Origin of the sequence: Enterococcus sp. DIV0183 (assembly GCF_050541505.1) — a bacterium.
Lineage (GTDB): Bacteria > Bacillota > Bacilli > Lactobacillales > Enterococcaceae > Enterococcus > Enterococcus faecalis.
Window position 1 is genome coordinate 1489867 of the sequence record NZ_CP172932.1, and the last position, 25090, is coordinate 1514956.

General features: G+C 37.1%; 27 protein-coding genes. 5 read left to right on the plus strand and 22 right to left on the minus strand.

Annotation, left to right across the window (positions count from 1 at the left end; all coding sequences use genetic code 11):
- Positions 1–39: 39 nt before the first annotated feature.
- Positions 40–246: a cold-shock protein gene (locus IGK72_RS07360; protein ID WP_023894634.1), complete on the plus strand. Its 207-nt coding sequence runs from the start codon at positions 40–42 to the stop codon at positions 244–246.
- 104 nt (positions 247–350) lie between these two features.
- Here IGK72_RS07360 and IGK72_RS07365 read toward each other — a convergent pair whose 3' ends face one another.
- A complete protein-coding gene (locus IGK72_RS07365) occupies positions 351–812 on the minus strand; it encodes an EbsA family protein (RefSeq protein WP_002357403.1) in 462 nt (153 codons plus the stop codon).
- A 100-nt stretch (positions 813–912) separates the two neighbouring features.
- On the opposite strand from IGK72_RS07365, the gene IGK72_RS07370 reads away from it, so the two are divergent.
- Positions 913–1320, plus strand: a complete 408-nt coding sequence (locus IGK72_RS07370) for a ribonuclease HI family protein (protein ID WP_010820864.1) — start codon at positions 913–915, stop codon at positions 1318–1320.
- A gap of 127 nt (positions 1321–1447) precedes the next feature.
- Here the strand turns inward: IGK72_RS07370 and ybaK are convergent, their stop codons facing one another.
- The 10 genes from ybaK to tyrS form a co-directional block, all read right to left on the minus strand.
- Entirely contained in the window at positions 1448–1963 is a 516-nt protein-coding gene (ybaK, locus tag IGK72_RS07375) for a Cys-tRNA(Pro) deacylase (RefSeq protein ID WP_031323967.1), read from the minus strand.
- Positions 1960–2721: a type I 3-dehydroquinate dehydratase gene (gene aroD / locus IGK72_RS07380; protein WP_165548686.1), complete on the minus strand. Its 762-nt coding sequence runs from the start codon at positions 2719–2721 to the stop codon at positions 1960–1962. The genes ybaK and aroD overlap by 4 nt, the downstream gene beginning before the upstream one ends.
- A gap of 155 nt (positions 2722–2876) precedes the next feature.
- The gene (locus IGK72_RS07385; RefSeq protein WP_023894638.1) at positions 2877–4661 is read right to left on the minus strand and encodes an ABC transporter ATP-binding protein; all 1785 of its coding nucleotides are present in this window, start codon (positions 4659–4661) and stop codon (positions 2877–2879) included.
- Positions 4661–6412, minus strand: coding sequence for an ABC transporter ATP-binding protein (locus IGK72_RS07390; protein WP_010775880.1), 1752 nt, complete (start codon positions 6410–6412; stop codon positions 4661–4663). The genes IGK72_RS07385 and IGK72_RS07390 overlap by 1 nt, the downstream gene beginning before the upstream one ends.
- A 197-nt stretch (positions 6413–6609) precedes the next feature.
- Positions 6610–6828 (minus strand): YneF family protein, encoded by a 219-nt coding sequence (locus IGK72_RS07395; RefSeq protein WP_002357397.1) that lies wholly within the window; start codon positions 6826–6828, stop codon positions 6610–6612.
- Between the two features lie 193 nt (positions 6829–7021).
- Positions 7022–7915 carry a deoxyribonuclease IV gene (locus tag IGK72_RS07400; protein ID WP_002357396.1) on the minus strand — a complete coding sequence of 298 codons (894 nt, stop codon included), beginning with the start codon at positions 7913–7915 and terminating at the stop codon, positions 7022–7024.
- Positions 7916–7925: 10 nt separating this feature from the next.
- A complete protein-coding gene (locus tag IGK72_RS07405; RefSeq protein WP_002378382.1) occupies positions 7926–8393 on the minus strand; it encodes a DUF1801 domain-containing protein in 468 nt (155 codons plus the stop codon).
- Positions 8393–9055, minus strand: a complete 663-nt coding sequence (locus IGK72_RS07410) for a YdeI/OmpD-associated family protein (protein WP_002369298.1) — start codon at positions 9053–9055, stop codon at positions 8393–8395. Before IGK72_RS07410 ends, IGK72_RS07405 begins: the two co-directional genes overlap by 1 nt.
- Positions 9052–9231 (minus strand): hypothetical protein, encoded by a 180-nt coding sequence (locus tag IGK72_RS07415; RefSeq protein WP_002365741.1) that lies wholly within the window; start codon positions 9229–9231, stop codon positions 9052–9054. Before IGK72_RS07415 ends, IGK72_RS07410 begins: the two co-directional genes overlap by 4 nt.
- A 4-nt stretch (positions 9232–9235) precedes the next feature.
- Positions 9236–10498, minus strand: coding sequence for a tyrosine--tRNA ligase (tyrS, locus tag IGK72_RS07420; RefSeq protein ID WP_002357324.1), 1263 nt, complete (start codon positions 10496–10498; stop codon positions 9236–9238).
- 184 nt (positions 10499–10682) lie between these two features.
- Between tyrS and IGK72_RS07425 the strand changes: the two genes are divergently transcribed.
- Positions 10683–13094, plus strand: a complete 2412-nt coding sequence (locus IGK72_RS07425; RefSeq protein WP_031324503.1) for a transglycosylase domain-containing protein — start codon at positions 10683–10685, stop codon at positions 13092–13094.
- Between the two features lie 104 nt (positions 13095–13198).
- On the opposite strand, the gene ccpA is transcribed toward IGK72_RS07425, so the two are convergent.
- Complete coding sequence (gene ccpA, locus IGK72_RS07430; protein WP_002357319.1) at positions 13199–14200, minus strand: catabolite control protein A; 1002 nt, start codon at positions 14198–14200, stop codon at positions 13199–13201.
- A gap of 214 nt (positions 14201–14414) precedes the next feature.
- Between ccpA and IGK72_RS07435 the strand changes: the two genes are divergently transcribed.
- Entirely contained in the window at positions 14415–15518 is a 1104-nt protein-coding gene (locus IGK72_RS07435) for an aminopeptidase P family protein (protein WP_262238385.1), read from the plus strand.
- A 121-nt stretch (positions 15519–15639) separates the two neighbouring features.
- On the opposite strand, the gene IGK72_RS07440 is transcribed toward IGK72_RS07435, so the two are convergent.
- The 6 genes from IGK72_RS07440 to hprK form a co-directional block, all read right to left on the minus strand.
- A complete protein-coding gene (locus IGK72_RS07440) occupies positions 15640–16227 on the minus strand; it encodes a YtxH domain-containing protein (protein WP_002381831.1) in 588 nt (195 codons plus the stop codon).
- A gap of 15 nt (positions 16228–16242) precedes the next feature.
- Positions 16243–16674 (minus strand): DUF948 domain-containing protein, encoded by a 432-nt coding sequence (locus IGK72_RS07445; RefSeq protein WP_002357316.1) that lies wholly within the window; start codon positions 16672–16674, stop codon positions 16243–16245.
- A 177-nt stretch (positions 16675–16851) separates the two neighbouring features.
- Positions 16852–17748 carry a UTP--glucose-1-phosphate uridylyltransferase GalU gene (galU, locus tag IGK72_RS07450; protein WP_002360159.1) on the minus strand — a complete coding sequence of 299 codons (897 nt, stop codon included), beginning with the start codon at positions 17746–17748 and terminating at the stop codon, positions 16852–16854.
- Between the two features lie 11 nt (positions 17749–17759).
- Positions 17760–18782, minus strand: coding sequence for an NAD(P)H-dependent glycerol-3-phosphate dehydrogenase (locus tag IGK72_RS07455; RefSeq protein ID WP_002357312.1), 1023 nt, complete (start codon positions 18780–18782; stop codon positions 17760–17762).
- A 68-nt stretch (positions 18783–18850) separates the two neighbouring features.
- Positions 18851–19684, minus strand: coding sequence for a prolipoprotein diacylglyceryl transferase (gene lgt, locus IGK72_RS07460; protein WP_002381830.1), 834 nt, complete (start codon positions 19682–19684; stop codon positions 18851–18853).
- Between the two features lie 17 nt (positions 19685–19701).
- Entirely contained in the window at positions 19702–20637 is a 936-nt protein-coding gene (gene hprK, locus IGK72_RS07465; RefSeq protein ID WP_002357309.1) for an HPr(Ser) kinase/phosphatase, read from the minus strand.
- A gap of 209 nt (positions 20638–20846) precedes the next feature.
- Between hprK and IGK72_RS07470 the strand changes: the two genes are divergently transcribed.
- A complete protein-coding gene (locus IGK72_RS07470; protein WP_002365747.1) occupies positions 20847–21809 on the plus strand; it encodes a GIY-YIG nuclease family protein in 963 nt (320 codons plus the stop codon).
- 35 nt (positions 21810–21844) lie between these two features.
- Here IGK72_RS07470 and IGK72_RS07475 read toward each other — a convergent pair whose 3' ends face one another.
- The 4 genes from IGK72_RS07475 to phoU all read right to left on the minus strand — a co-directional run bounded on the left by IGK72_RS07475 (position 21845) and on the right by phoU (position 25087).
- Positions 21845–22201 carry a phage holin family protein gene (locus tag IGK72_RS07475; protein WP_002357307.1) on the minus strand — a complete coding sequence of 119 codons (357 nt, stop codon included), beginning with the start codon at positions 22199–22201 and terminating at the stop codon, positions 21845–21847.
- A complete protein-coding gene (locus IGK72_RS07480) occupies positions 22201–22524 on the minus strand; it encodes a PspC domain-containing protein (protein ID WP_002357306.1) in 324 nt (107 codons plus the stop codon). Before IGK72_RS07480 ends, IGK72_RS07475 begins: the two co-directional genes overlap by 1 nt.
- 74 nt (positions 22525–22598) lie before the next feature.
- Positions 22599–24200 (minus strand): daptomycin-sensing surface protein LiaX, encoded by a 1602-nt coding sequence (liaX, locus tag IGK72_RS07485; RefSeq protein WP_002360155.1) that lies wholly within the window; start codon positions 24198–24200, stop codon positions 22599–22601.
- Between the two features lie 209 nt (positions 24201–24409).
- Positions 24410–25087, minus strand: a complete 678-nt coding sequence (gene phoU, locus IGK72_RS07490) for a phosphate signaling complex protein PhoU (protein ID WP_002357304.1) — start codon at positions 25085–25087, stop codon at positions 24410–24412.
- Positions 25088–25090 lie beyond the last annotated feature (3 nt).

Genomic DNA, 25090 nt, shown 5'->3' on the forward strand with positions numbered 1-25090 from the left:
TGAAAGTGTCTTTACAAATCTAAAAGGAGCGTGAATTGGATGCAAAAAGGAATTGTCAAATGGTTCGATAACAGAAAAGGTTATGGTTTTATCGTTTACAACGAAGAAGATGAGATTTTTGTCCACTTCACTGCTATAGAAGGTGACGGATACAAATCACTTGATGAGAATCAATCTGTAGAGTTCGAGATAATGGAAGGCAATCGTGGGCTACAAGCAGCACATGTCAAAAAAATAGATAACTAAAAAAGCTGAACCAACAACGCTTTGCTCCAAAAAGTAAGTAAACGTAGCGTTTGTTTCAGCTGATTATTTTAAGATTTTGAGAGTGGGTCACCAGTCGTTTCGACTTATGACTCACTCTTGTTTTTTTCTTCTTTTTTATGAAGGCCCAAAGAATGATCTTCTGCTACCTTCAATTCAGGCTTTTTTACCTTAAGTGCCTCAAGAAATAACGGAATCGTTTTCTTTTTCATTAAAAAGACTTTTGAGCCTTCCTTAAATTCTGAGGAAAAAATTTCGATGCTTTTTTCATTGTAGGTTACTTTTTCTATCTGAGAAAGCGGAAGTGCTTTTTTGCGGAACCATAAAACATCTCTGACAATTAAAGATGTTTCTGTCATGTTAAAAGACCGCGCAATTCCTAGATACGCAAACACAAAAAATGGAACCATCACCAGATTACTAATCAAGTAAGGACCATTATTTTCCAATGCTAAAATTAAACTAATAAATAATATACAAAATGTGCAAGACCAGTAAATAATTGTTGATGCTAATTCTGGCTGCCAATAGAATTTCTGTTTTTTCATAAAGTGCCCTCACTACTTCTGGATCAACGCCGCTAAATTTAAATATGTTATAATAGTAACATACTTTTTTTAAGAACAAAAAGAAATTAGGAGTAATTTTATGTTAAGAATTTATGTAGATGCTGCAACAAAAGGCAATCCAGGTGAATCTGGCGGCGGTATCGTTTACCTCACCGACCAATCGCGGCAACAATTGCATGTGCCTTTAGGCATTGTTAGTAATCACGAAGCCGAATTTAAAGTGCTGATTGAAGCTTTAAAACAAGCGATTGCCAATGAAGACAATCAACAAACCGTTCTTCTCCACTCAGATAGTAAAATTGTTGTCCAAACAATTGAAAAAAAATATGCTAAAAATGAAAAGTACCAGCCTTATTTAGCAGAATATCAACAACTAGAAAAGAATTTCCCTTTGCTCTTAATCAAATGGCTACCTGAAAGTCAAAACAAAGCGGCCGATATGCTCGCACGGCAAGCATTACAAAAATTTTATCCCAATAAAAAGTAGCACTGTCTACTTAATGCTTTTCCTTTATTAATTTGATAGTTAAGCGTGGAGCAAAAATCCCTAGTGATTTTTGCTCCACGCTTAAAAACAGATAAACGGTTCTGTCTCGACTTCTTCTTATAGCCACTTATTCTTTTGTCGTTATTTCCGCAAATTGCCCATTCGTTAGCGAAAGGATTGCTTCAGGCGCTAATTCAATTTGCATGCCACGTTTGCCTGCAGAAACAATAATTGCAGAATATTGTTGAGCTTCTTCAGCCAAATAGGTGGGAAATTGTTTTTTCATCCCAATTGGTGAACAGCCCCCACGAATATAGCCTGTGGTTGCTTCTAAATCTTTTAAGTGAAGCATTTCTACCTTTTTGTTGCCACTAGCTTTCGCTAATTTTTTCAAATCTAATTCTTGATTACCAGGAATGACAGCCACGACTGGACCTGTTTTATTACCTACTGTAACCAAGGTTTTAAAAATTCGTCCTTTTTCAATATCTAAACTTTCAGCGACACTTTCTGCACTTAAATGATCTTCGCTCCAAGCGAATTCATATTCTTTATATGGTACTTTATGTTGTTCTACCATGCGCATCGCATTCGTTTTTTGTTGTGTTTTTTTCTTTGCCACTTTTTTCACCTTCTGAATCACTTGTTTTGTTCGAATGTCTTTAAATAATTTCTTAATACTTGTACGGATAGTTGGCCTGGTGCAGACGCTTGCTGGGCTGAGCCAAAAGTTAGTGCCGACCCGAACAGTTGACCTGTTACGCGACTAATCATCCCTAACTGTCCCATTGACATAGTAACGATTGGGACGGATGCATAATGGATGTACATTTCATTGGTTGCTGAAAGTAACGTAAGTACATCTGTCGCATCTTGTGGCATCACAGCTATTTTACAAATATCCGCCTGACGCATTTGCATTTGGCGTAACCGCGCGACAATCTCCTCTTGCGACGGTGTTTTCTGAAAGTCGTGATTACAGAGAACAATTTTAATCCCCGCCTTTTTAGCTTCGTGAATTAACGTATCTGCCGCCAGTGGATTCGCAAATAATTCAATATCCAATAAATCCAACGCACCCTTTTTCACTAATTCATGATACAAAGCAAAATAATTTTCCTCGGAAAAAGCCATTTCGCCGCCTTCTTTTTGTGTACGAAAAGTTAACAATAACGGTTTTTGCCCCAACCGTTCCATTACTTGTTGTGAAAGATTACATACATCGGAAAAATCAGCGACATTTTCATAATAGTCTAAACGCCATTCCACCAAATCACAATCTAGTGTTTGGATCGCCGTTGCTTCGGCCAAAATATCCTCGGCTGTTGGAGCAACAATGGGCACCACAATTTTGGGATTCCCTTCACCTATTCGCACATTTTTGACTATAACTGGCTTCACAGTTCCACCTAACTTCCTCGTTTGTTTTTCTCTCTTCATATCATACCATTTCTATTCTTTTTTGCAATTTAAAGAGCTACAAAGACACCTAGAATTAGGAATTTCCTAACACTAAATGCCTTTGTTTAGGTTATTTAACTCTTTCTATTGTTACGTTAAACTTCCGTACTTTGTAACTGATACATATCCGCATAAAGGCCACCTTCTGCCAGTAACGTTTCGTGCGTTCCTCGTTCTACAATCTGCCCTTTGTCTAAAACTAAAATCAAGTTTGCGTCACGAATCGTCGAAAGGCGATGCGCAATCGCAATTGTCGTTCTCCCTTGACGCATTTTGGCTAATCCTTCTTGAATCAATCCTTCTGTTTCTGTATCAATATTAGCGGTTGCTTCATCTAAAACTAAAATTTTGGGATCAGTCACAATCGTTCGTGCAAACGAAATTAATTGACGTTGTCCGCTAGAATAACTCGCTCCTCGTTCAATGACTTTCGCATGATAGGTATTGGGTAACGTGTGAATAAATTTATCTGCCTGAACAAATTCCGCAGCCTGTTTAATTTGCTCATCTGTAATATTGGGATTCAGTAAACGGATATTTCCAGCAATATCTCCATAAAACATGAAAGCGTCCTGTAATACTAAGCCCATCTTTTCCCGTAATTCTGTCATGGGAAAATCACGAATATCACGATCATCAATTAAAATCTGCCCTTCATAAAATTCATAGAAACGCATGAGTACATTAATAATTGAACTTTTACCACTTCCTGTATGACCGACTAAAGCGACGGTTTCCCCGGAATTTGCGACAAAGCTAATATTTTTCAATACTTCGTTTTTGCCGTCATAAGAAAAAGTAACATTGCGAAATTCAATTTTCCCGCGAATAATTTCCCCATTCGCACCTACTGATTGTTGCGGCGTTAATTCTTCCGTATCCATAATTTTTAAAATACGACTACCTGCGACAATCCCATCTGTAAAGATACTTAGGAAGTCCATCATTTGTGTCATCGGATTAAAAAAAGCTTGGACATACGTTACAAAAGCATAAATCATCCCCGCTTCTACAGGAGAATGTAAAGCATCGATGCCAAACATAGTTAAGGCCAATGCAATCGCCAACGTATACAACAAATTAATGATAGGACTTAATAATAACGAATTCATACGAATCATTGCTACTCGTGTTTTTAAATAATCATCATTGGTTTCCTCAAATTCTTTTTCCAAACGCTTTTCTTGGCGAAATTGTTGAATGATTTGCATCCCAGAGATGTATTCATTTAGTTTGGTGTTTAATTGACTTAATTTTTCCCGCATACTGCGATATAATTTTGAACTAAATTTTTGGTAATACCAAATCACAACTAATAAAATCGGCAAGAAAATTAGACAATAAAATGAGATTTCTGGACTGAGTTGAAACATTGCAAAAAATGACGAGATTACGGCAAAAATTCCTGTAATCACCATTAGGAATACATACCAGAATTCAAACAATGTTTCTGTGTCATTTGTAACACGAGACACCGTCGAACCCGCTGGTGTTTGATCAAAATAACGCATACCTAAAGTGTGTAATTTTTCAAATAATTTCACTCGTATATATTGATACGTTTTTAAAGAAGCCATCGAATACAAATACCATTGGAAAAACCAAACAATACTTTTGACAATGACACCAAAAAAATAAATAGCAGCAAAAGTTAGAATCACTTGCATTGTAGCAGTTTTAGGCGTTAAATAATTATCCATAAAAACTTGAATGACTCTAGGCAAAAGAATATTGATAATTGATAAGCCAAATGCAAAGAGAATAGCTGTGTAAAACATGCGTCGAAACGGTTTGGCAAAACGAAACAAACGCTGAACAATCGTTAATTGTTCTTTCAGCGGTAACTCTCTGGACCATTCGGATTGATACTTTTCTTCCATTAACTCTCACTCCCTTCAATTTTCGCTTCTAATTGCTGTTTTTCCCACATCCGCTGATACCAACCCTTCTGAGCCAGTAACTCTGGATGCGTCCCCCGTTCAATAATTTTCCCTTCATCCAACACTAAGATTTCTTTTGCATGCATGACACTACTTAAACGATGCGCTGTAATAATAGTGGTTTTTTCTTGGCGCGTTTCTTTTAGATTTGATAAAATCGCCTCTTCAGTCTTCGCATCGACTGCAGATAAGGCATCGTCTAAAATTAACAATTCTGGTTCAACAATCAAGGCCCGTGCAATAGAAATCCGTTGTTTTTGTCCTCCAGAAAGCGAAACGCCACGTTCCCCAACCATTGTGTCATAGCCTTCAGGGAATGCTTTAATTTCTTGGTTAATAAATGCTAATGCTGCCGCTTGTTCAACTGCTGCTTGTTCTAAGTCTGGTTTAGCAAAACGAATGTTATCTCGTACCGTCATGGAAAAGAGAAAATGGTCCTGTGGCACGTACCCCATTGCACCCATCAATGCATCTAATGTATAATTTTTAATATTATGTTTTCCAAAGGAAATCGTTCCTTGATACTGATCATATTCACGCATCAACAACTTCAAAATAGTGGTTTTACCAGCGCCTGTTTTGCCAACAATCCCCAAGGTTTCTCCTTCTTGCAACGAAAATTGGATATTTTCCAACGCCACCGTCTCTTCTTTTGGATAAGAAAAAGAATCAATCTTCATTGAAATTGTCCCTTGCGCCATTGTTTTGATGGCATCTTTTCGTTCGATAATATGCGTTTTTTCATGTAATAATTCGTTCACACGATCGTAACTAGCATTCCCACGTTCCAACACATTAAATAAGCGCCCAATCGCAAACATTGGCCAAACTAGCATCCCAATATAGGCAATGAAAGAGACCAACTGACCTAAACTAATCGTTCCTTCCATGATGAATCGACCACCAATAATAATTGTCAAAACATAAGAAACACCAATAATCAGCGTAATAAACGGATCAAATAGTGCATCTAAAAAGTTCGTTCGTTTATTTTTGACGATAGCATCATCAATTTTCTCTGTAAAATCAGCAAGATCTTCTTTTTCTTGCCCAAATGTTTTAATGACTTTAATTCCAGTGATACTTTCTTGTGTTTTATCATTAATCGCTGAAAAAGCAGCTTGTGAATCTCGAAAGGCATCATGCAACTTAGAACCTAGAACTCGTGAAGTGACGGCTAATAAAGGCAGCGGTAATAAAGCAATTAATGTTAAGCGCCAATCAACAAATAGAACCATTGCGATAATCGTTGTTCCTCCCGTAATCACAGAGTCGGCAAACGTTAAAATCCCAGCTCCAGCCACATTTTGGATGGCATTTAAATCATTGGTTGCATGCGCCATCAAGTCACCTGTCCGATATTTCTGATAAAATATGCTATCCATTTTTGTGAAATGATGAAATAATTGAGTCCGTAGCTCTTTTTCCAAACGAGCCGCACTCCCCCAAATATGCATCCGCCAAATATAGCGAAAAAGATATTGGGCAAGCCCAGCACCAATCAAGAGTGCAACCCACACGATAATTTTCGTTAAGCGAATTTCTTTGTTAACGATTTCATCTACAACGACGCCAATAACTTTGGGCGGGACTAATTGAACAAGAGCGACCATCATTAATGAGAAAACCCCAATAATATAACTTTTTTTCTCTTGCTTAAAAAACCAGCCTAATTTTTTGAATATGGACATTCAGTTGTCCCTCCTTTTACTTTGTTGTTCTACGAAGACTACTTTCGAGCTAGAAGGTTTCTTCGTTATTGTTGTTTTTGATTAAACGTTTCGCTCTTTTCCTCCTAGATTATCCTATTCTCCCGCAAAACAACAAAAAAACGGACTGAAAATCAGCCCGTTTTTACACTTATTCATGATTACCTGAATAACCTTTACTATTTTCCTTGGTTTTTCATTTGTTGCATCATTTGTCTAACCTTTTTCTCTGACGGTTTTTGACCCATTGATGCCATCATCATGCGTAACATATCCTCATTAACGGGAGGATTTTTTTTGAAATAATCTTGCATATATTTGCGTGCAAGGAAAAAGCCCCCTGCAGCGCCTACTAATAAAGCGATTACTGCGATTAATACTACCCAACCTGTTGCCATTGAAACTCTCTCCTCTCCGTATAGTTTTGCTCTCAATGAATTATTTTACTAGAAATAGCAAAAAAAGAAAAGTTCTTTTTGCGGGATTTCTCTTAAATAATGAAAAAAGTCTGATTTTTTTGCAAAATAGTGATTAAAAGTCAAAAATATACGCTCTTAAATGTCAATAGGACCTTTAAGAGCGATTGTTGCTTTAGTTTTGTCCTTGAATTTTTTCTAATAATTCTGGATCAAATGTTTGATTTTTTAACATCGCAATTTCAAAGCCGTAAGGGGCCTTTTTATTTTTTTTGTCTTCTCCGACATAAGGTGTTTCTAAAATTTTTGGTAAAGCAGTTAATTTTTCATGGTGAACCACACCGTTTAAAGCTTCAAAACCAATAGTGCCAAAGCCAATATTGGCATGACGATCTTTATGTGAGCCCATAGGATTTTTAGAATCATTCACATGAATAACTTTTAAACGATCCAATCCGATAATTTTATCAAATTCAACTAATACGCCATCAAAATCATCTTTTACATTATAACCTGCATCATTAATGTGGCAAGTATCCAGAGTGACAGAAAGTTTATCATTTAGCGTAACTCCGTCAATAATCGCAGCTAGTTCATCAAACGTACGGCCAATTTCGGTTCCTTTACCAGCCATTGTTTCTAAAGCGATTTGAGGGATTTGCTCTTTCCACAAGACTTCGTTTAGACCTTTAACAATTTGTTTGATGCCGGCTTCTGGACCTGCACCAACATGCGCACCTGGATGTAACGTGATTTGCGTTGCTCCCAACGCTTGTGCTCGCTCAATTTCTTGACGCAAAAAGTCTACGGCAAAACCGAAATTTTCCGTTTTAATTGTATTACCTAAATTAATAATATACGGGGCATGAACGACGATATTACTTAAATTGTGTTCCTTCATAAAAGCTTGCCCAGCTTCAATATTCATTTCTTCAATCGGTTTCCGGCGCGTGTTTTGTGGCGCACCTGTATAAATCATAAAGGTTGTTGAGCCATAACTAGCCGCTTCCTCGGCAGAGCCTAATAGCATTTTCTTGCCACTCATACTAACGTGTGATCCTAATAACATGTGGTTCCTCCTAATAATTCTTCTTTTTCTTTTGGTAGTGTTGATACTGTTGCAGCCATTCTTCAAGCGTGATTTTTGTTACTAATTCGCCAATTAGTTCATAGGGTATTCGCTTAGGATTAGTGAAGCGAAGACAACTTTTCCCCATGTTTAGCTTTGTTGACACTTGTTCCTGATAGGCTTCTTGAAACCAACTTCGGACGGCTTCATTTCCCATTAATCCCATGTGATATAAAGCTACTTGCCTTTTAGTAGCGCCTAAGCTGATAAATGGTAACGGTTCATCACCACGGTTAAGATAGCCTTCTGGAAATACTGAAAGCGGCACAACAAAGGTTGGCATGCCATATTGCATCGTTAATTCAAATCCTGCTGGCAAATTTTGCGAAACGACGTCTAATACTTGCTGATAAGCAATTCGCCATTTTGGTTCAACTGTTTCGATGTATGCTGTAACTGTTTCAATTGACTGCGCCATTATTTCTTCCTTTGCTGATAAAGAGCTTTGGTTTTATAGCCTTCTTTTAAAATGACTAACATTTCAGTTTGCCGCTTTTTCCGTGTCTCCGCTCGCTTTGCACTAAATACATACCGCGCCCACTCTTTTTGATAACCAGGCGTTAATGCAGCGAATGTCGCTGCAGCAGCTGGTTCTGTTTGTACCAACGCTTCAATTTCCGGTAAATATTGAACATAATCCCCAACAGCAGAACTGGTCTGATTCTTCGCTAGCTTTTTAAGAACATTCTTCATGCCGACAACCGTAAAAGTCTCATCTAAACTAACCATGCGATTAAATTTTAAGGTTGAGCCTTTAATATACCCATCTGCCTCGTTTACTTGTAATGTTGGAAAAATTTCATCTCGGTGGACAAAGGTTGGATACATTTTATTGCCTTTTTTCGGATAAGCCACATATAACAACCCATTTTCTACTAAATGTTGACCTTCAATCACCATTGAAACAATCTCTTGAAATTCCGCCATTGTTTTCACAAATGCAAAAATCAGCTCAACTGGTTCTGAGGGTAATTGCTGCGCGGCTGAAGCAAATTCAGATAGATACTCTCCCTGTGGTCTATTTAAAATAACTAGTTGCTGATACTTCGTTAAGTTTAACTTTTCGACAATTGATTTCATAACCTACTCCTTATAGCGACTGCACTTTTTATTCTAGCATAGCACAAGTTATCTGTAATTGAATATGCCCAATAGTAAAAAAGAGTTTTTTGTAACAGAATTAATCCCAATTTATCTTTTTTAAAAGCGAAAGCTTGGAACCTGTTGTCTAAACGACCTTCGTCCCAAGCTTTCATTTTTTTAGTATTTTAACAAGAAATATTTTTTCTTACCGCGACGAATCACAGTAAATTGTCCTTCGATTTTATCAGTTTCTGTCAATTCAGCTGCTAAATCTTGTCTACGTTCTCCATTGACGTAAATCGCTCCATTTTGAACATCTTCACGGGCTTGACGTTTGGATGGTTCTATTTTTGAGGTAACTAATAAGTCGACTAAACTTAATTGATCCTCTGGTTGCACCTCATACGTCGGTACATCTTTAAAGCCTTGTTTAATTTCTTCTGCTGTTAAGCTTTGGATATCCCCGCTGAATAAAGCTTCTGAAATTTTAACCGCTTGATGATAGGCTGCTTCACCGTGGACTAAAGTAGTCACTTCTTTGGCTAACGCTTTTTGCGCAGCACGTTGACCTGGGTTCGCTGTAAATTCTTCTTCAATTGTTGCAATTTCATCCAATGTTAAGAAAGTAAAGTATTTCAAGAATTTCACGACATCACGATCATCTGTGTTAATCCAGAATTGATAAAATTCATATGGCGAAGTTTTTTCCGCATCTAGCCAAACTGCGTTTCCTTCTGTTTTACCAAATTTGGTACCATCTGCTTTTGTAATTAAAGGCATAGTTAAGCCAAATCCTTGAACTTCTTGTTCTCGGCGTAATAATTCAATCCCTGAAGTAATGTTTCCCCATTGATCACTGCCGCCTAATTGCAATAAACAACCTTCTGTTTCGTACAATTTCAAGAAATCATACGCTTGTAATAATTGATACGCAAATTCAGTATAAGAAATTCCTGTTTCGATTCGACGTTTCACACTTTCTTTACTCATCATATAGTTAATTGTAAAGTTTTTTCCAACATCACGTAAGAAATCAATTAACGAAAGCTCTCCAAGCCAATCATAGTTATTTGCTAGAATCGCTGGATTTTTTTCATCTTCAAAATCGATAAAACGTGACAACTGGCCCTTAATACTTTCAGACCAAGCTTTCACTGTATCAAGTGTGTTTAAACTACGTTCTGCATCTTTGAATGATGGATCACCAATCATGCCTGTTCCGCCACCAACTAAAGCAATGGGCACATGACCATTTTGTTGGAAACGACGTAACATAAGAATTGGCAGTAGATGCCCGATGTGTAAACTGTCTGCCGTTGGATCAAAGCCGATATATAATTTAACAGATTCTTCATTTAATTGTTTTTGTAAGGCTTCTTCATCTGTGACTTGGTAGACCAACCCACGGGCTTTTAATTCTTCAAAAAAAGCTGAATTCATGATTTTCCTCCTATAGTAAAACATAATAATAGATCAAATTCCCCTATTCATAGTAACCGATTCTGTCACACTTGAAAAGTCAAAAAATGAGATTTCCCTATTTTCTCTTAAGTTTTTTCAACAAAAAATGGCAATTGGTGTAGAAACTATTCATAGAAGCTTTTTTTTGCTATAATAACACAGAATGTATCATTTTATTGAGGTGAAGCTTTTGAAAAATAATTCAAGTAACAATAAGCAAAAACCAACGGCCTCTTCTGGCGGCAATGTCTTTTTACTTATTTTAAATGTCATTATTCGCGTTTTTCAGTCATTAGTGGTTTTTGGGGTTATTCTGATTGTCTTAGGTGGCTCTCTTGGCTTAGGTATTGGAATGGGCTATTTTGCTTTTCTAGTTGAAGATACACAGCCCCCAACGAAGGAAGAATTGCAAAAAGAAATCAGTGATATTACCGAAGTGTCAAAAATGACTTACGCAGATGGTACTCCGATTGCTAACATCAAATCAGATTTAATTCGGACACGAATTAATGGCGATCAAATGTCTCCATTGCTAAAAAAAGCCATTATTTCAACAGAAGATGAATATTTTGAAGAACATCATGGGGTGGTACCAAAAGCGCTAGTTCGAGCGTTGATTTCTGATGCGACAGGTATCGGCGGTTCTTCTGGTGGTTCAACATTGACTCAGCAATTGGTCAAGCAACAGATTTTAACTGATGAAACGACCTTTAAACGGAAAGCCAACGAAATTTTATTAGCTTTACGTATTGAAAAATACTTTTCTAAGGACGAAATCGTGACAACTTATCTAAATGTCTCCCCTTTTGGTCGTAATAACAAAGGTGAAAATATTGCAGGCGTGGAAGAAGCAGCCAAAGGACTCTTTGGTAAAAGTGCCAAGGACTTGAATCTTCCTCAAGCGGCCTTTATCGCAGGACTTCCCCAAAGTCCCATTGTTTACACGCCCTATACTAACACTGGTGCCTTGAAAGACGATTTGTCTTTAGGAATGAAGAGAAAAGATTTTGTTCTTTTCAGTATGTACCGAGAAAAAGCTATTTCGCAAAAGGAATATGAAGAAGCCAAAGCTTACGACTTGAAAAAAGACTTTTTACCAACTGAACAGGCCAATGTCAATACAGAAGGCTATCTATACTATACGGTGTTAGATAAAGCAGTTGAGATTGTCATGGATTTAGATATGAAAAAAGCTAAAGTTAATCGTGATGATTTAGATCAAGTTGGTTTAGATCAATATGAAGAACAAGCACGTCGCGAAATCCAGTCGCAAGGCTATACAATCCAATCAACCATTGATCAGAATATTTACAACACGATGCAAACCGCTGTCGCAAATTATGGTTATTTGCTTGATGATGGCACTGCAGATGTCAATGGGAATACAATGATTGAAACTGGCAATATTTTAATGGATAACGCTACTGGTCGTATCCTTGGTTTTATCGGCGGCAGAAACTTCGATATTAATCAAAACAACCATGCCTTTAATGCCGATCGTCAAGTTGGTTCTACGATTAAACCAATTTCTGTCTATGGTCCTGCGATTGATCAAGGAATCATTGGTTCTGAAAGTCGTCTGGCCAACTACCCAACGACTTATGCTGATGGTCGTGAATTTGTTAATTCCACAAATGTGGATTTAAATCAATTCGTGACTGTTCGGAATGCCTTGAATTGGTCTTTCAATATCCCTGTCGTTCATGTTAATAATGAGCTAAGAAAAAAAATGGGTGATGATAATTTCTCTTACAATCACTACTTAAGTAAAATGAACTATCCAGCTTCAGATGCTTGGGCTTACGAATCTGCGCCATTGGGTTCAGTAGAAACAAATGTTGTAACACAAACAAACGGCTTCCAAGCGCTTGCTAACAAAGGTAAATATCAAAAAGCCTACATGATTGAAAAAATCACAGACAATAGCGGACATGTGGTCTACGAACACAAAGATGAAGGAACGCAAGTTTATTCACCGGCGACCGCTTCTATTATGAATGACTTGTTGCGCTCAGTGGTGGATTCTGCGAATACGACAAAATTCAAACCAACGTTAGCTGGCTTGAATCCTCATCTAGCTAGTGCTGATTGGGTCGGAAAAACTGGGACAACTGATGAGTTTAAAGATTCATGGCTGATTGTCTCTACCCCAACTGTGACACTAAGTTCTTGGGCAGGACATGATCTACCAGCACCAATGACGATGACCAGCGGCGACAATAATGGGAATTATATGGCGAACTTAGCCAACGCGCTGTACTATGCGAATCCAGAATTGTTTGGCATTGGTCAAAAATTTGAATTAGATCCAAGCGTTATTAAATCAAAAGTTTCTGAATTTACTGGTGAAAAACCTGGCTCAATTACCTATAATGGTGCCAAGTTCAACACACCTGGCAAAACAACGACTTCATACTATGCCAAAGATGGTGCACCACAAAGTACCTATAAATTTGGGATCGGTGGAACAGACAGCAATTACGCTTCTTACTGGGGAAATCTTGCTCCACGTGCCACTACAAATAATAACAACAATAACAATAAAAACAACGATAATAAAAAGAATAATAATTAACTCGCTAAAATGAGCCAGAAAACGTATTTTTCTGGCTCATTTTTAGGTATCAAAAAACGGCTAAACTAAGAGTTAACGCTCTTAGTTTAGCCGTTTAATTCAATTTATTTTGTTGAACCTTTTTGATCAATTCCATAAGGTAAAACAACTGTTTTTTCTTCAATTTCTTCTTTGTTCATTAGTTTTGTTAATAAGCGCATTGACACGGCACCGATATCATATAAAGGTTGTGTAATACTTGATAGACGTGGACGAGAGACTTCTGTAAGCAATGAGTTATTGCTTGTAATGATTTCAAATTCTTCTGGAACTTTCACACCAGCATCTAGCATCCCATCTAATAAACCAATCGCTAGCTCATCATCTGTAACAAAGGCAGCAGTTGCCCCACTATTACGGACACGCTCAGCCAAATTAATCCCTGCTTTAAATTTATATTCAGATTCAAAAACTAAGCCTTCATTATAAGACAAGCCATTTTCCGCTAAGGCTTCTTTGTAGCCTTTCATTCGGTTTTGACCATTAATTGGATCGATTAATGCACCACTAACAAAAGCAATTTTTTTGTTCCCATTTTTCGCTAGAGTCGCTGTTGCATCTTTCGTTGCTTCTGTGTAATCAATATTAACGCTACCAACTTGTTCGTCTGGATCAATTGAACCTGCTAAGACAACAGGTGTTTTTGAACGTGAAAATTCACCACGAATATCATCTGTAATGCGATGACCCATAAAGATAATCCCATCTACTTGCTTGGCAAGTAAATTGTTTAATACAGTAACTTCTTTTTGATCGTCTCCATCTGAATTAGCTAAAATGATATTGTATTTATACATTGTAGCCACGTCGTCAATGCCACGTGCTAATGAAGCAAAAAATGCATTACTAACATCTGGAATAATGACACCCACTGTTGTCGTTTTTTTACTTGCTAAACCACGTGCGACTGCGTTAGGACGGTAATCTAAGCGATCAATCACTTCTAAGACTTTTTTACGCGTTGCTGGTTTTACATTGGGATTACCATTGACAACACGAGAAACAGTAGCCATAGATACATTTGCCTCTCTAGCAACATCATAAATTGTAATTGTTTGTTTTTCCATGTTTCTTCTCCTATAAATATGAATTTGTTCTCATTTTCTGAAAACACTGTTTACATTTCTTTCCTAGCCTAGAATATCAAAATTCTTCTATTTTTGCAACCGTTTTATCGTTTTTTCATGAAAATTTACTTTCCATTTCAAAAGGAACTTTTTGTCATTTCATGTTATGATAGTACTGTGATTCACTTCAGAATAAAAGAAAGAAGGATGTTTTATGAATCAAGAAAAAATTGCCGATTTAAAAAATTGGATGCACCAAGAAAAGATTGACTTCACTTATATTAGTGATCCTGGTCATATCGCTTACTTTTCCAGTTACGAAAGCGAACCTCATGAACGCGTGTTAGCTTTGTTTATCGCTGCGGACGACCAATCATTTTTATTTACACCTGCATTGGAAGTCGAAGATGCCGAAAAGAGTAGTTGGACTTATCCCGTTTATGGTTATTTAGATAGCGAAAATCCTTGGGAAAAAATTGCGGCTTTATTAAATAAACGAACACAAGGCACACCACGCTTTGCTTTAGAAAAACAAGCTCTTTCTTTAGCTCGTTTCGATCAATTGAAAACCTATTTCCCAGCTAGCGATTTTTCGCATGATGTTACGCCTTTAATTGAAAAACTTCAATTAATTAAAACAGAACCTGAAATTCAACGTTTACTAGAAGCTGGTAGTTGGGCTGATGTCGCTTTTGAGATTGGCTTCAAAGCAATTCAAGCAGGCGTTGCGGAACAAGAAATTGTTGCAGAAATCGAGTATCAATTAAAACGTCAAGGTATTCGCTCAATGAGTTTTGATACGTTAGTCTTAACAGGAAAAAACGGAGCTAGTCCTCACGGGGTACCTGGCGAAACAAAAATTGAGCCCCATGACTTAGTGTTATTTGATTTAGGTGTCGTTCATAATGGCTATTGTAGTGATGCCACACGAACAGTCAGCTACTTGGAACCTTCTGATTTCCAAAAAGAAATTTATGGAATTGTTTTAGAAGCACAATTAGCAGCAACTGAAGCAGTGAAACCTGGTGTTACAGCAGGCGAATTAGATGATATTGCTCGAGGTGTAATCACAAAAGCTGGTTATGGTGAATACTTTAACCATCGCTTAGGCCATGGCATTGGAACCACTGTCCATGAATACCCATCGCTGGTTCATGGCAATGATTTAGTCATTGAAGAAGGTATGTGTTTCTCTATTGAGCCCGGTATTTACATTCCTGGAAAAGTAGGCGTTCGTATTGAAGATTGTTTACACGTAACGAAAACAGGATCCGAACCATTCACTAAGACAACCAAAGAATTGCAAATTATTGAATAGCATAAAAAAAAAAATGAGGCCATCAGTCAACCGGACTGATGGCCTCATTTCTAAATTTTAAGGTAAGCCGCTGAACAAAAGCAACACGATCCGTTGCTAACTTTCATAAGCTAAACGCTTGTTACCCTTTAAATTCTTTTTTTACGTCTTTCGCTGCATCTTTAACATCTTCTTTTGCTTCTGCAGCTTTTTCAGGAACATCTTTGGTGGTTTCTTTTGCTTCATCGACACCAGCAGAAACAGTTTCTTTGGCCGCTGCCGCAGAATCTTTAACGTCAATATAGATATCTTCTGCTGCATCTTCGGCAATTTCACCTAAATCTTCTGCGTGATCTTGAGCATCGTCAGCTGCTTTTTTAAATTGATCAGATAAATCACCTGTTTGTTTTTTAAAGTTATCAAGCATGTCGCCAGAAACACCTTGTGCTTTATCCAATGAATCTTTTGTTTTTTCTTTGACAGAACCTGCCAAATCAGAGGCTTGATCTGATAAAACGCCGGCTTTTTGTTTTGCGATTTCTGTTAATTCTGTTCCTTTTTGAACAGCATAATCTGTGTAATCTTGCGCTTTGTTTTTTAAATCATCTGTTTGATTTGATAAATCATCACGTAATTCTTTACCTGATTTTGGTGCAAGTAATAATGCGGCAACGGCTGCTGCTGTTCCACCAATTACTGCTCCTAAGAAAAATCCGCCTTTTTTAGCCATAAAAATCTCCTCCAATTAGTTATTTGTTTTTTTATTTTTTGAACGCATTGCTCTAAAAGCAGAACCGCCTACTTTACTCACTAAACCAGCTTTCGCTGTGCCTTTCCCTACGGTTCCTACCTTCGTAATCAAATGTTTACTTGAGGTGTTCAATTCAGAGACACTTTCGCTTAAATCAGCAACGGCCGTAAACAACGGATCAATCGTTGCCACTTTTTGATTCACATCTGTCAATAGTTCATTGCTTTTAACAAGCAAGCCTTCCACTTGGCGACTCAATACATTCACATCGCTAGTCACGACTTTGATTGTTGTATTTGTTTCATCAATTGTATCTTCAATTTTTGAAACAACTTGAGAAACTTTATATAACACAAGTACTAAAAAGATGACTAAAACAACAAATGCTACCGCTGCAATTAAGGCAGCAATTTCCCCACCTGACATATCATTACTCCCCTCTGAAATTTTATTTATAATCTTAGGATAACACCAACTTATATTTTTCACAACTCATAAAGCTAAGAATGACAATTTATTTTATAAAATTCTCATGCCCTTTTCTTTAAGAAAAAAAGCGTAAAATTTCCTTCTAACGAATTGAAATTTTACGCTTATTTTTATTTATTTTTCTTTTGGTTGCTCTTTTTTCGCTAATTGAGCACCTAAATTAATAATGTATTCTCGTAAATTATCTTTTACTTCTGGATGAGTCAAACCATATTCAATGCTTGTTTTCATAAACCCAAATTTATCGCCAACGTCGTAACGTTCTCCTTTAAACTCACGAGCAAAAACGCGTTGTGTTTTATTTAAAGTGTCAATCGCATCTGTTAACTGAATTTCGTTACCAGCGCCTGGTTTTTGATTTTCAAGTACATCAAAAATTTCAGGGGTTAATAAATAACGGCCGATAATCGCTAAATCACTTGGTGCTTCCTCGGGTTTTGGTTTTTCAACAAAATTCTCGACATTGTATAGTCCTTTTTCGATTTCTTTTTCTGGGTTGATAATACCATATTTTGAAGTATCTTCATGGGGCACTTTCATTACAGCAATCGTCGAAGCATGTGTTTCTTCGTAATCATCCATTAATTGTTTCGTTAATGGCACTTTATCTTCCATTAAATCGTCGCCTAACATCACGACAAAAGGTTCATTGCCAACAAATGCTTTCGCTTGTAAAACAGCGTGTCCTAAGCCTTTCGGATGGGATTGACGAATAAAATGTAAATTAACATCCGTTGTTTCTTCGACTAATTTCAATAAATCGGTTTTATTTTTTTCTTTTAAATTATTTTCTAATTCAACATTTGAATCAAAATGATCTTCAATCGGACGTTTGGCTTTGCCTGTCACAATTAAAATATCTTCGATTCCTGAAGCTAGTGCTTCTTCTACAATAAATTGAATCGTTGGTTTATCAACAATCGGTAACATTTCTTTTGCCATCGCTTTGGTAGCCGGCAAGAAACGTGTTCCTAACCCAGCTGCTGGAATAACTGCCTTTTTAACTTTCATCTTTTTTCCTCCTAAAAATCAAGTGTAAATTCGTTTTCGGTTTTGCCATCGCGCAACATAATTTCTTTTGCTGCTTGTTGTACATCTTCGTCATTGTACAAGACATTGTAGATTGTTTCTGTGATTGGCATTTCGACTTCTAATTGTTGTGCCAATTCATAGGCTGCTTTAGTTGTTGAAACACCTTCCACAATCATACCCATGTTTTCTAAGACTTCATCTAACTTATGGCCTTTTCCTAATAAATTACCCGCACGCCAATTTCGAGAATGGACACTTGTACAAGTAACAATTAAATCCCCAACACCACTTAAACCAATAAATGTTAATGGGTTTGCTCCCATCGCAACCCCTAAACGACTAATTTCTGCTAAACCACGAGTCATAATTGCCGCTTTGGCATTATCACCAAAGCCTAAGCCATGAATCGCTCCGGCGCCCAAAGCAATAATATTTTTTAAGGCCGCCCCTGTTTCTACACCAATCACATCATCGTTCGTATAAATTCTAAAGTAATCATTCATAAACAACTCTTGCACATACACAGCGTCTGCTAAATTTTCGCTTGCTGCTGTAATGGTTGTGATGTCATGAACAGCGACTTCTTCTGCATGGCTTGGACCAGATAAAACCACAATCCCTTGCCGTTTTTCTGCTGGAATCTCTTCTGCTATCACTTCTGAAATCCGCTTATGTGTACCTTGCTCGAGCCCTTTACTTGCATGAATAATAATTGGTTTTGTTTTTAAATGTTGGGCCACTTCTTGTGCTACTGAACGAATGGCTTTAGTTGGTACCACAAACAGTACCGCATCAACATCTACTAAAGCAGTGGCTAAATCAGTGGTTGCCTGAATTGAAGTAGGTAAGATTAATTCTGGTAAATAATGTTTGTTGGTGTGTTTTGTATTTATTTCATCGATTTGCTCTGGTTTATTTCCCCAAATACAGACCTCGTGTCCATTTTCGGCTAATACTTGAGCTAAAGCTGTCCCCCAGGAACCTGGACCTAAAACAGCGACTTTTTGTTTCATCGGTGAAACTCTCCTTTCGCTAAACAACGTTACTTCTTTAGTTTACCATATTCTTCGATCAAGTTGGATTAAGAAGTTGTTATTTTTTTCTTTTGTTTCTCCCGATTGTAAAATTTCAAATTGGGATTTCTTCTGCGAACGATCACAATAACAATTGCTGCCACGAACATCACTAAAGACAACAATTGTGAGACACGAATGTTACTAAACGCATACAAACTGTCCATCCGTAAGCCTTCGATGAAGAAACGGCCGAAAGAATACCATATTATATAACCTAAAAAGACTTCGCCTTCTTTTAAAAAGTGTGGCTTTTTGCGTAATAACACTAAAACGATAAAGCCTAAAACATTCCAGACAGATTCATATAAAAATGTTGGTTGATGATACGTTCCGTTGATATTCATGTTATCAATGATAAACGTTGGTAAATGGAGATTTTCTAAAAATTGTCTGGTGGTCGCTGGCCCATAGGCTTCATGATTCATAAAGTTGCCCCAGCGACCAATTGCTTGCGCTAAAATCACACTTGGTGCAGCAATATCTAAAAAAGTCCATGTAGAAATGAAACGATGACGCGTAAAGAAAAACAGCGCCAGTCCCCCACCAATAAGACCACCATAAATCGCTAAGCCACCATTTCGAGTAAAGAAAATTTCAATCGGATTGTCTACATAATCTTGCCATTGAAAAGCGACGTAATACAAGCGCGCGCCAACAATTGCTGCAGGTAATCCCCAGAGCATAAAGTCAAAGACATCATCTTCTTTTAAACCAACACGAACGGCTTCACGACTACTTAGCCAAACAGCTAAAGCAATCCCTGAAACAATAATAATTGCATACCAATAGACGGGAATACCGAAAAGGCGAAATGCAATTGAATTTACTTGGGCTAACATCATCACATCTTCTCCTTCTATTCTCCTGAATTTTCTTCAATCAAACGGGTTAAGCGCTCTTCGAACGTTTTTGTTGCATCATAGCCCATTGTTTTCGCGCGGAAGTTCATTGCTGCTACTTCAATGATAATGGCCACATTTCGGCCGGTCTTAACAGGAATACGAATCTGAGGGACATCAACGTTAGCTATTTCAACCATTGCATCATCACTACCAAGACGATCATATTTCTTGTCTTTTTCCCATGCCTCTAAATAAACGACCAATTGAACTTGCATAAAGCCACGGACCGCACTAGCTCCAAACAGGTTCATGACGTCAATAATTCCGATACCACGAATTTCAATTAAATGCTGCAAAATTTTTGGTGGTTCTCCAACCACGGTTAATTCATCTTGCTGATAAACATCGACGCGATCGTCTGCGATTAGCCGATGTCCACGTTTAATAAGCTCTAAAGCTGTTTCACTTTTACCAATACCGCTATCTCCTTGAATCAAAACACCAAGTCCATAAACATCAACTAAAACTCCGTGGACACTTGTCCGAACAGCTAAACGGCCATCTAAATAACTGGATAGTTCCCCTAGTAAACGGGAAGTTGAAATCGGTGAACGTAATACAGAAACGCCATTTTCTTTTGCTGCTGTAATTAATTCTTCGGGGATTTCTAGTCCTCTGGATACTATAAAGGCTGGAGTATCTTTCGCACATAAACGGCGCATCACTAATAAACGCTCTTCAGGCATCATTCGTTCCGCAAAGGTAATTTCTTTGCTCCCAAATAATTGTAAACGGTCATGGGAATAATAATTAAAATACCCAGTTAATTCTAAACCTGGCCGGGAAATTTCACCAGTTTTAATTGTTCTATTTAAGCTTTCTTCATCTCCGTATACTACTTCTAAAGAAAGATTTTCTACCAGTTGATAAATCTTTACCACTTCTGTCATATCGAATGTCAGTCCTTTCTGCTACTTGTTATATTTTATCATTTAAAAATACAAGTTTCTAGCTATTCACTAGATAATTCCTAGAATTATCATATTTTAAAAAAATGAAACTATTTTTCAGTGAAATTACCTATGCTATTTCTGTTACTTGACTATTTCAGAAAACTTTGTATACTTGAAGCCGATCCTTTTAAGAAAAGAGGAAACTTATGAAAGAATATTTAAAGGAAAAAGCCCATCAATTACCGTTAACACCGGGTGTTTATTTAATGAAAGACGCAACCGACACAATTATTTATGTGGGTAAAGCCAAAAAATTAAAAAATCGCGTGTCGAGCTATTTTATTAATAGTAATCAACATTCTCGAAAGACGATGCGTTTAGTCAAACAAATTATAGACTTCGATGTTCTCCATACTGACACAGAATTGGATGCACTCCTCCTAGAATGTCAACTGATTCAACAGTATCGGCCGCGCTACAATCGCCAAATGAATGCTTATGAACAATATTCTTATGTATCGGTAGCCGTTAATGAGCGGCAATTAGAGATTAAACTCTTAAATATTCCCACTAAAGAGAACTGTTTTGGTCCTTATTCGATTCGCCGAAAATTAAACCGTTTAAAAATAATTTTGGATAGTATCTACGATCTCGTCCCAACCAACTACTGGCATCAAACCTTTCAAAAAGAGAGTGCCATTCCGACCGAACTATTTCAACAAGAATTGTTCGACTTTTTCCATAATCAAGGACGAGAACCAATCAAACGAATTGCTCAACAAATGCAAGAGGCTGCTGAAAAACAAGCCTTCGAAAAAGCGGCAAAACTCAAGGAAGATTGGCTCTTTCTGACGCGCTTTGCAAACCAAAATCAACGAATTAGTCAAGCTAACCAACGAGATTGGCAACTGATGTGGTTACCTTGTCAGAAAAAAATCAAATACTATTTAATTTACCAAGGCTTGGTGGTAGCAACACGTGTTGTAACTAAACAAACGTTTCAAAAATATTCACCGCTTGAACTAGCAAAAAAAATCATGCCCAAAAAACCACCGAAAACAATTGAGCATTACTCGAAGCAACAAGTTGATTTTTTAAACATTTTATATGGCTATATCAGCCGCCATCCAGAATGTCACCTAGAAAATTTAACCATCGAAAAAGCCTGAAGAACGCATTTTATGCTGCGCTCTTCAGGCTTTTTTTATTCATATTTCGATAAATTGTGATCCGTAACGATCGTATTGACAATTGACATAATTACAGCCATTAGCACCGCTGCCCAAAAACTTGAGAAGCCAAAGTTCATTTCCCCCACAAAAAACGAGGTCATTTGTAAAATCGCTGCATTGACAACAAAGCTAAATAGACCAAACGTTAATAAAGTAAATGGGAGCGACAAGATTGTTAAGACTGGTTTCACCAACATATTTAGGATTGAGAGAACAAAGGCGGCAATAATTGCAGGCATTATGCCTCTCACATGAATCATGCCAGGAAAAACAACTGATAAAGAAATGAATGTCAGTGTATTAACAACCAATCGCTGAAAATATGTCATTAAAAGTCACTCCATTCGTCATCATCAATTTTTTCCGCTTCTTTACGTTGCTTTTTATTGGCAGCATAAGGATTTTCATTGCGAACATTTCTATTATAAGGATTTTGATGGCCGTAGCCGCGATCGCTTCCTGTTCTTCCAGAAGGGATCAAGACTGCTAAGGCAATGTATAAGAGAATGCCTGGAAATCCTGCTGAGAAAAAGCTGAGCAAGACATAAACGACACGAATAATTGTTGGGTCAATTCCTAGCCAATCAGCAATCCCAGCTAAGCTTCCTGTTAAAACCACGTTATTCGGAGATTTTGTTAGTTTTCTTTTCATATGTTTTCACCTCGTCTACTAAATTTTACACTAGAAAGGCTGATTCGTCAGCCCATCTAGCTTAAAATTATTAATTATTTATCCGTATCTTTTAGGAAAATACTTCCCGTTGTTGTAGAAGCATTAATTTGAGCCATTGATTCTTCCAGTACACGTCTAAAATGTAATTGTTGATTGCCGCGATCTTTCTTTTCACGAACAACTTCAATATCTGTTAAACGGCTGTTAATACTACCTAAATTAGTTTTCACTTGCCCTTCAACACCTAAGTCATTTGGCAAGGCCAATTTGATATTCCCATTTGCAGAGCTTGCTTCAACACGGCGAAGCGTTTTTTCTTTAGCTGTAATGCGGATATCTCCATTAATCAGAGAAACACTTAGACTTTCTGGTGCCGCGGAAATAGACACATCACCATTGACTGTTTCAATAATGTTATCTAAAATCGTTCCTTCTAGGACTTTAATTTCACCATTCACACCTTCAATTTCTAACATAGTTGCATCAATTTTTTTAAACGTAATCGTCCCATTCGTTGATTTTGTGTAAACATCTTTCGCTGTTAACTCTTCTACTAAGACATTTCCGTTTAATAATTTAACAGATACATGATCGTAAGTGCGTTTTGGTAAATAGAACGTTAAATCTGCTTTCACCCGTTTGTTTGGCACTTGGAAAGAAATCGTTTCATCATCCACATCAATGTCACTTCGTTCTAAGAAAGCTTCCATTGGTGAATCTCCTGCCATTTTACCATATAATTTGATTTTTGCTTCGACTTTCACATCTTCTTGATCCCAAGTTTTGAAAACCACGGTACCATTTGCTACCTTGACATCAATTAAACTTGCTTGTGGATTTGGATAGTTAAATTCATGTTCAAACTTAGTTGTTGCCACACCAGGAACTTTCATTTTAATGTCTTTCCATTCCACATTATCATTCATGGTGTCACTGAAAGAATTAAATGTTTTTTTCAAGAATTCTCCCACTTGGCCGCCAACTTCGGCAACTTTGCCGCCGACTTGGTTAAAGGTGTCTGTGGCTTGATCTTTCCACTCTTCAGAGAATTGAGAAGAAACTTTTTCTTTTGTATCATTCCATTGACCTTTCCATTGTTCTTTGCGAATGTTTTTTAGTTCTTCTTCCAGTGCTGTTTTTTCAGTACTTTGAGTCGCTAATTTTTCTTCTAATTGTGCAAGTAAAACGTGCAAGTCTTTTCGTTGAACTTGTTCATCTTCTGTTAATGCATCTAACTCTTCTTTTGTATCTAATGTTCCAATTTCTTCTGCGACTTCTTTAATTTCTTCTTTGATGCCGGCAATTTCTGCGTTGACTTCGTCCAATTCAGCCGAAGCACGATTGGCTTTTGTTGCTAACTCATCAAGAATTCTTTCTAAGTTTTCACGATCTTTTTCTGCACTGTCCTGTGTATTTTCTTCAAACGAATCAACAGTAGGTCCTTCTGATTCGCCTTTTTCTAATGCATCCATTAAATCTGCGACTTGATCTTCTTTATTTGTTGTTCCAATATTTTGTGTATCGACTTTTTCAGCAGCTTTTTCGATTTGTTTTTCATCTTTTTCAGTTGCCATATTTTCTAATAAAATTAACGCTTCTTCTGACGTTAGAATACCTTTTTTCACTAATTCTAATACGCGTTCTCTTTCTTTCATGGATATTGCCTCCTTAGCAAATTTTTCACTCAATAGTGTTTTCCTTACATGCATTATTATGCCTTGTTTTTGATCATTTGTCATAGGACTTAAGAACGATTTCTTCTCATTAGTAAGGACTAGTTTTATAAAATCAGTTCATTTTACGCTAAAAAAACTAGGAATTGGTCTAAAAAAGGCCGTCTCCTAGTTTTTTTTATTTGTTTTTCTTAAAATTGTTCGTCACGATTACTATTCAATTCGGTAATTTTACCAGTTGCCAAGTAAACAATCCACTCACAAATATTTGTGACATAGTCGCCAATTCTTTCCAAGTATTGTGCCACATGTAGATAATCAGTTCCGCTAATGACCGTTTCTGGATTAGCTTTCATTGCTTCTACGGCATGTTTGTAAATACTATCGAAATATTCATTAGTACGATCATCCATTTGTGCAATCATTCGTGCATCTTTTTGATCCGTTTTAACATAGGCGATTAAAACATTATCCACCATTTTTTTCACATAATCAGACATATCTGAAATTTCTTTTTCGATTTCAGGAATACGTGTTTCTCCTTTTAAGCGAATCGTTGATTTAGCAATTGAAACGGCATGGTCCGCCATTCTTTCTAAATCCGAACTAGCTTTCATAACAGTAATAATCATACGTAAGTCTGTTGTCACTGGTTGTTGTAACGCAATCATTTCAAAACTCTTTTTCTCAAGTTTGACTTCCATATCATTAATTTCAATATCGCGATCAATCACTTCTTGAGCCAATTTTTTATCATGATTAATATATGCCTTCACGGATTTATGGACGGCACTACTAACCATCATACCCATTTCATAAAATTGATTGTGCAGATTCAATAGTTCTTCTTCAAATTGTGTCCGTAACATTCT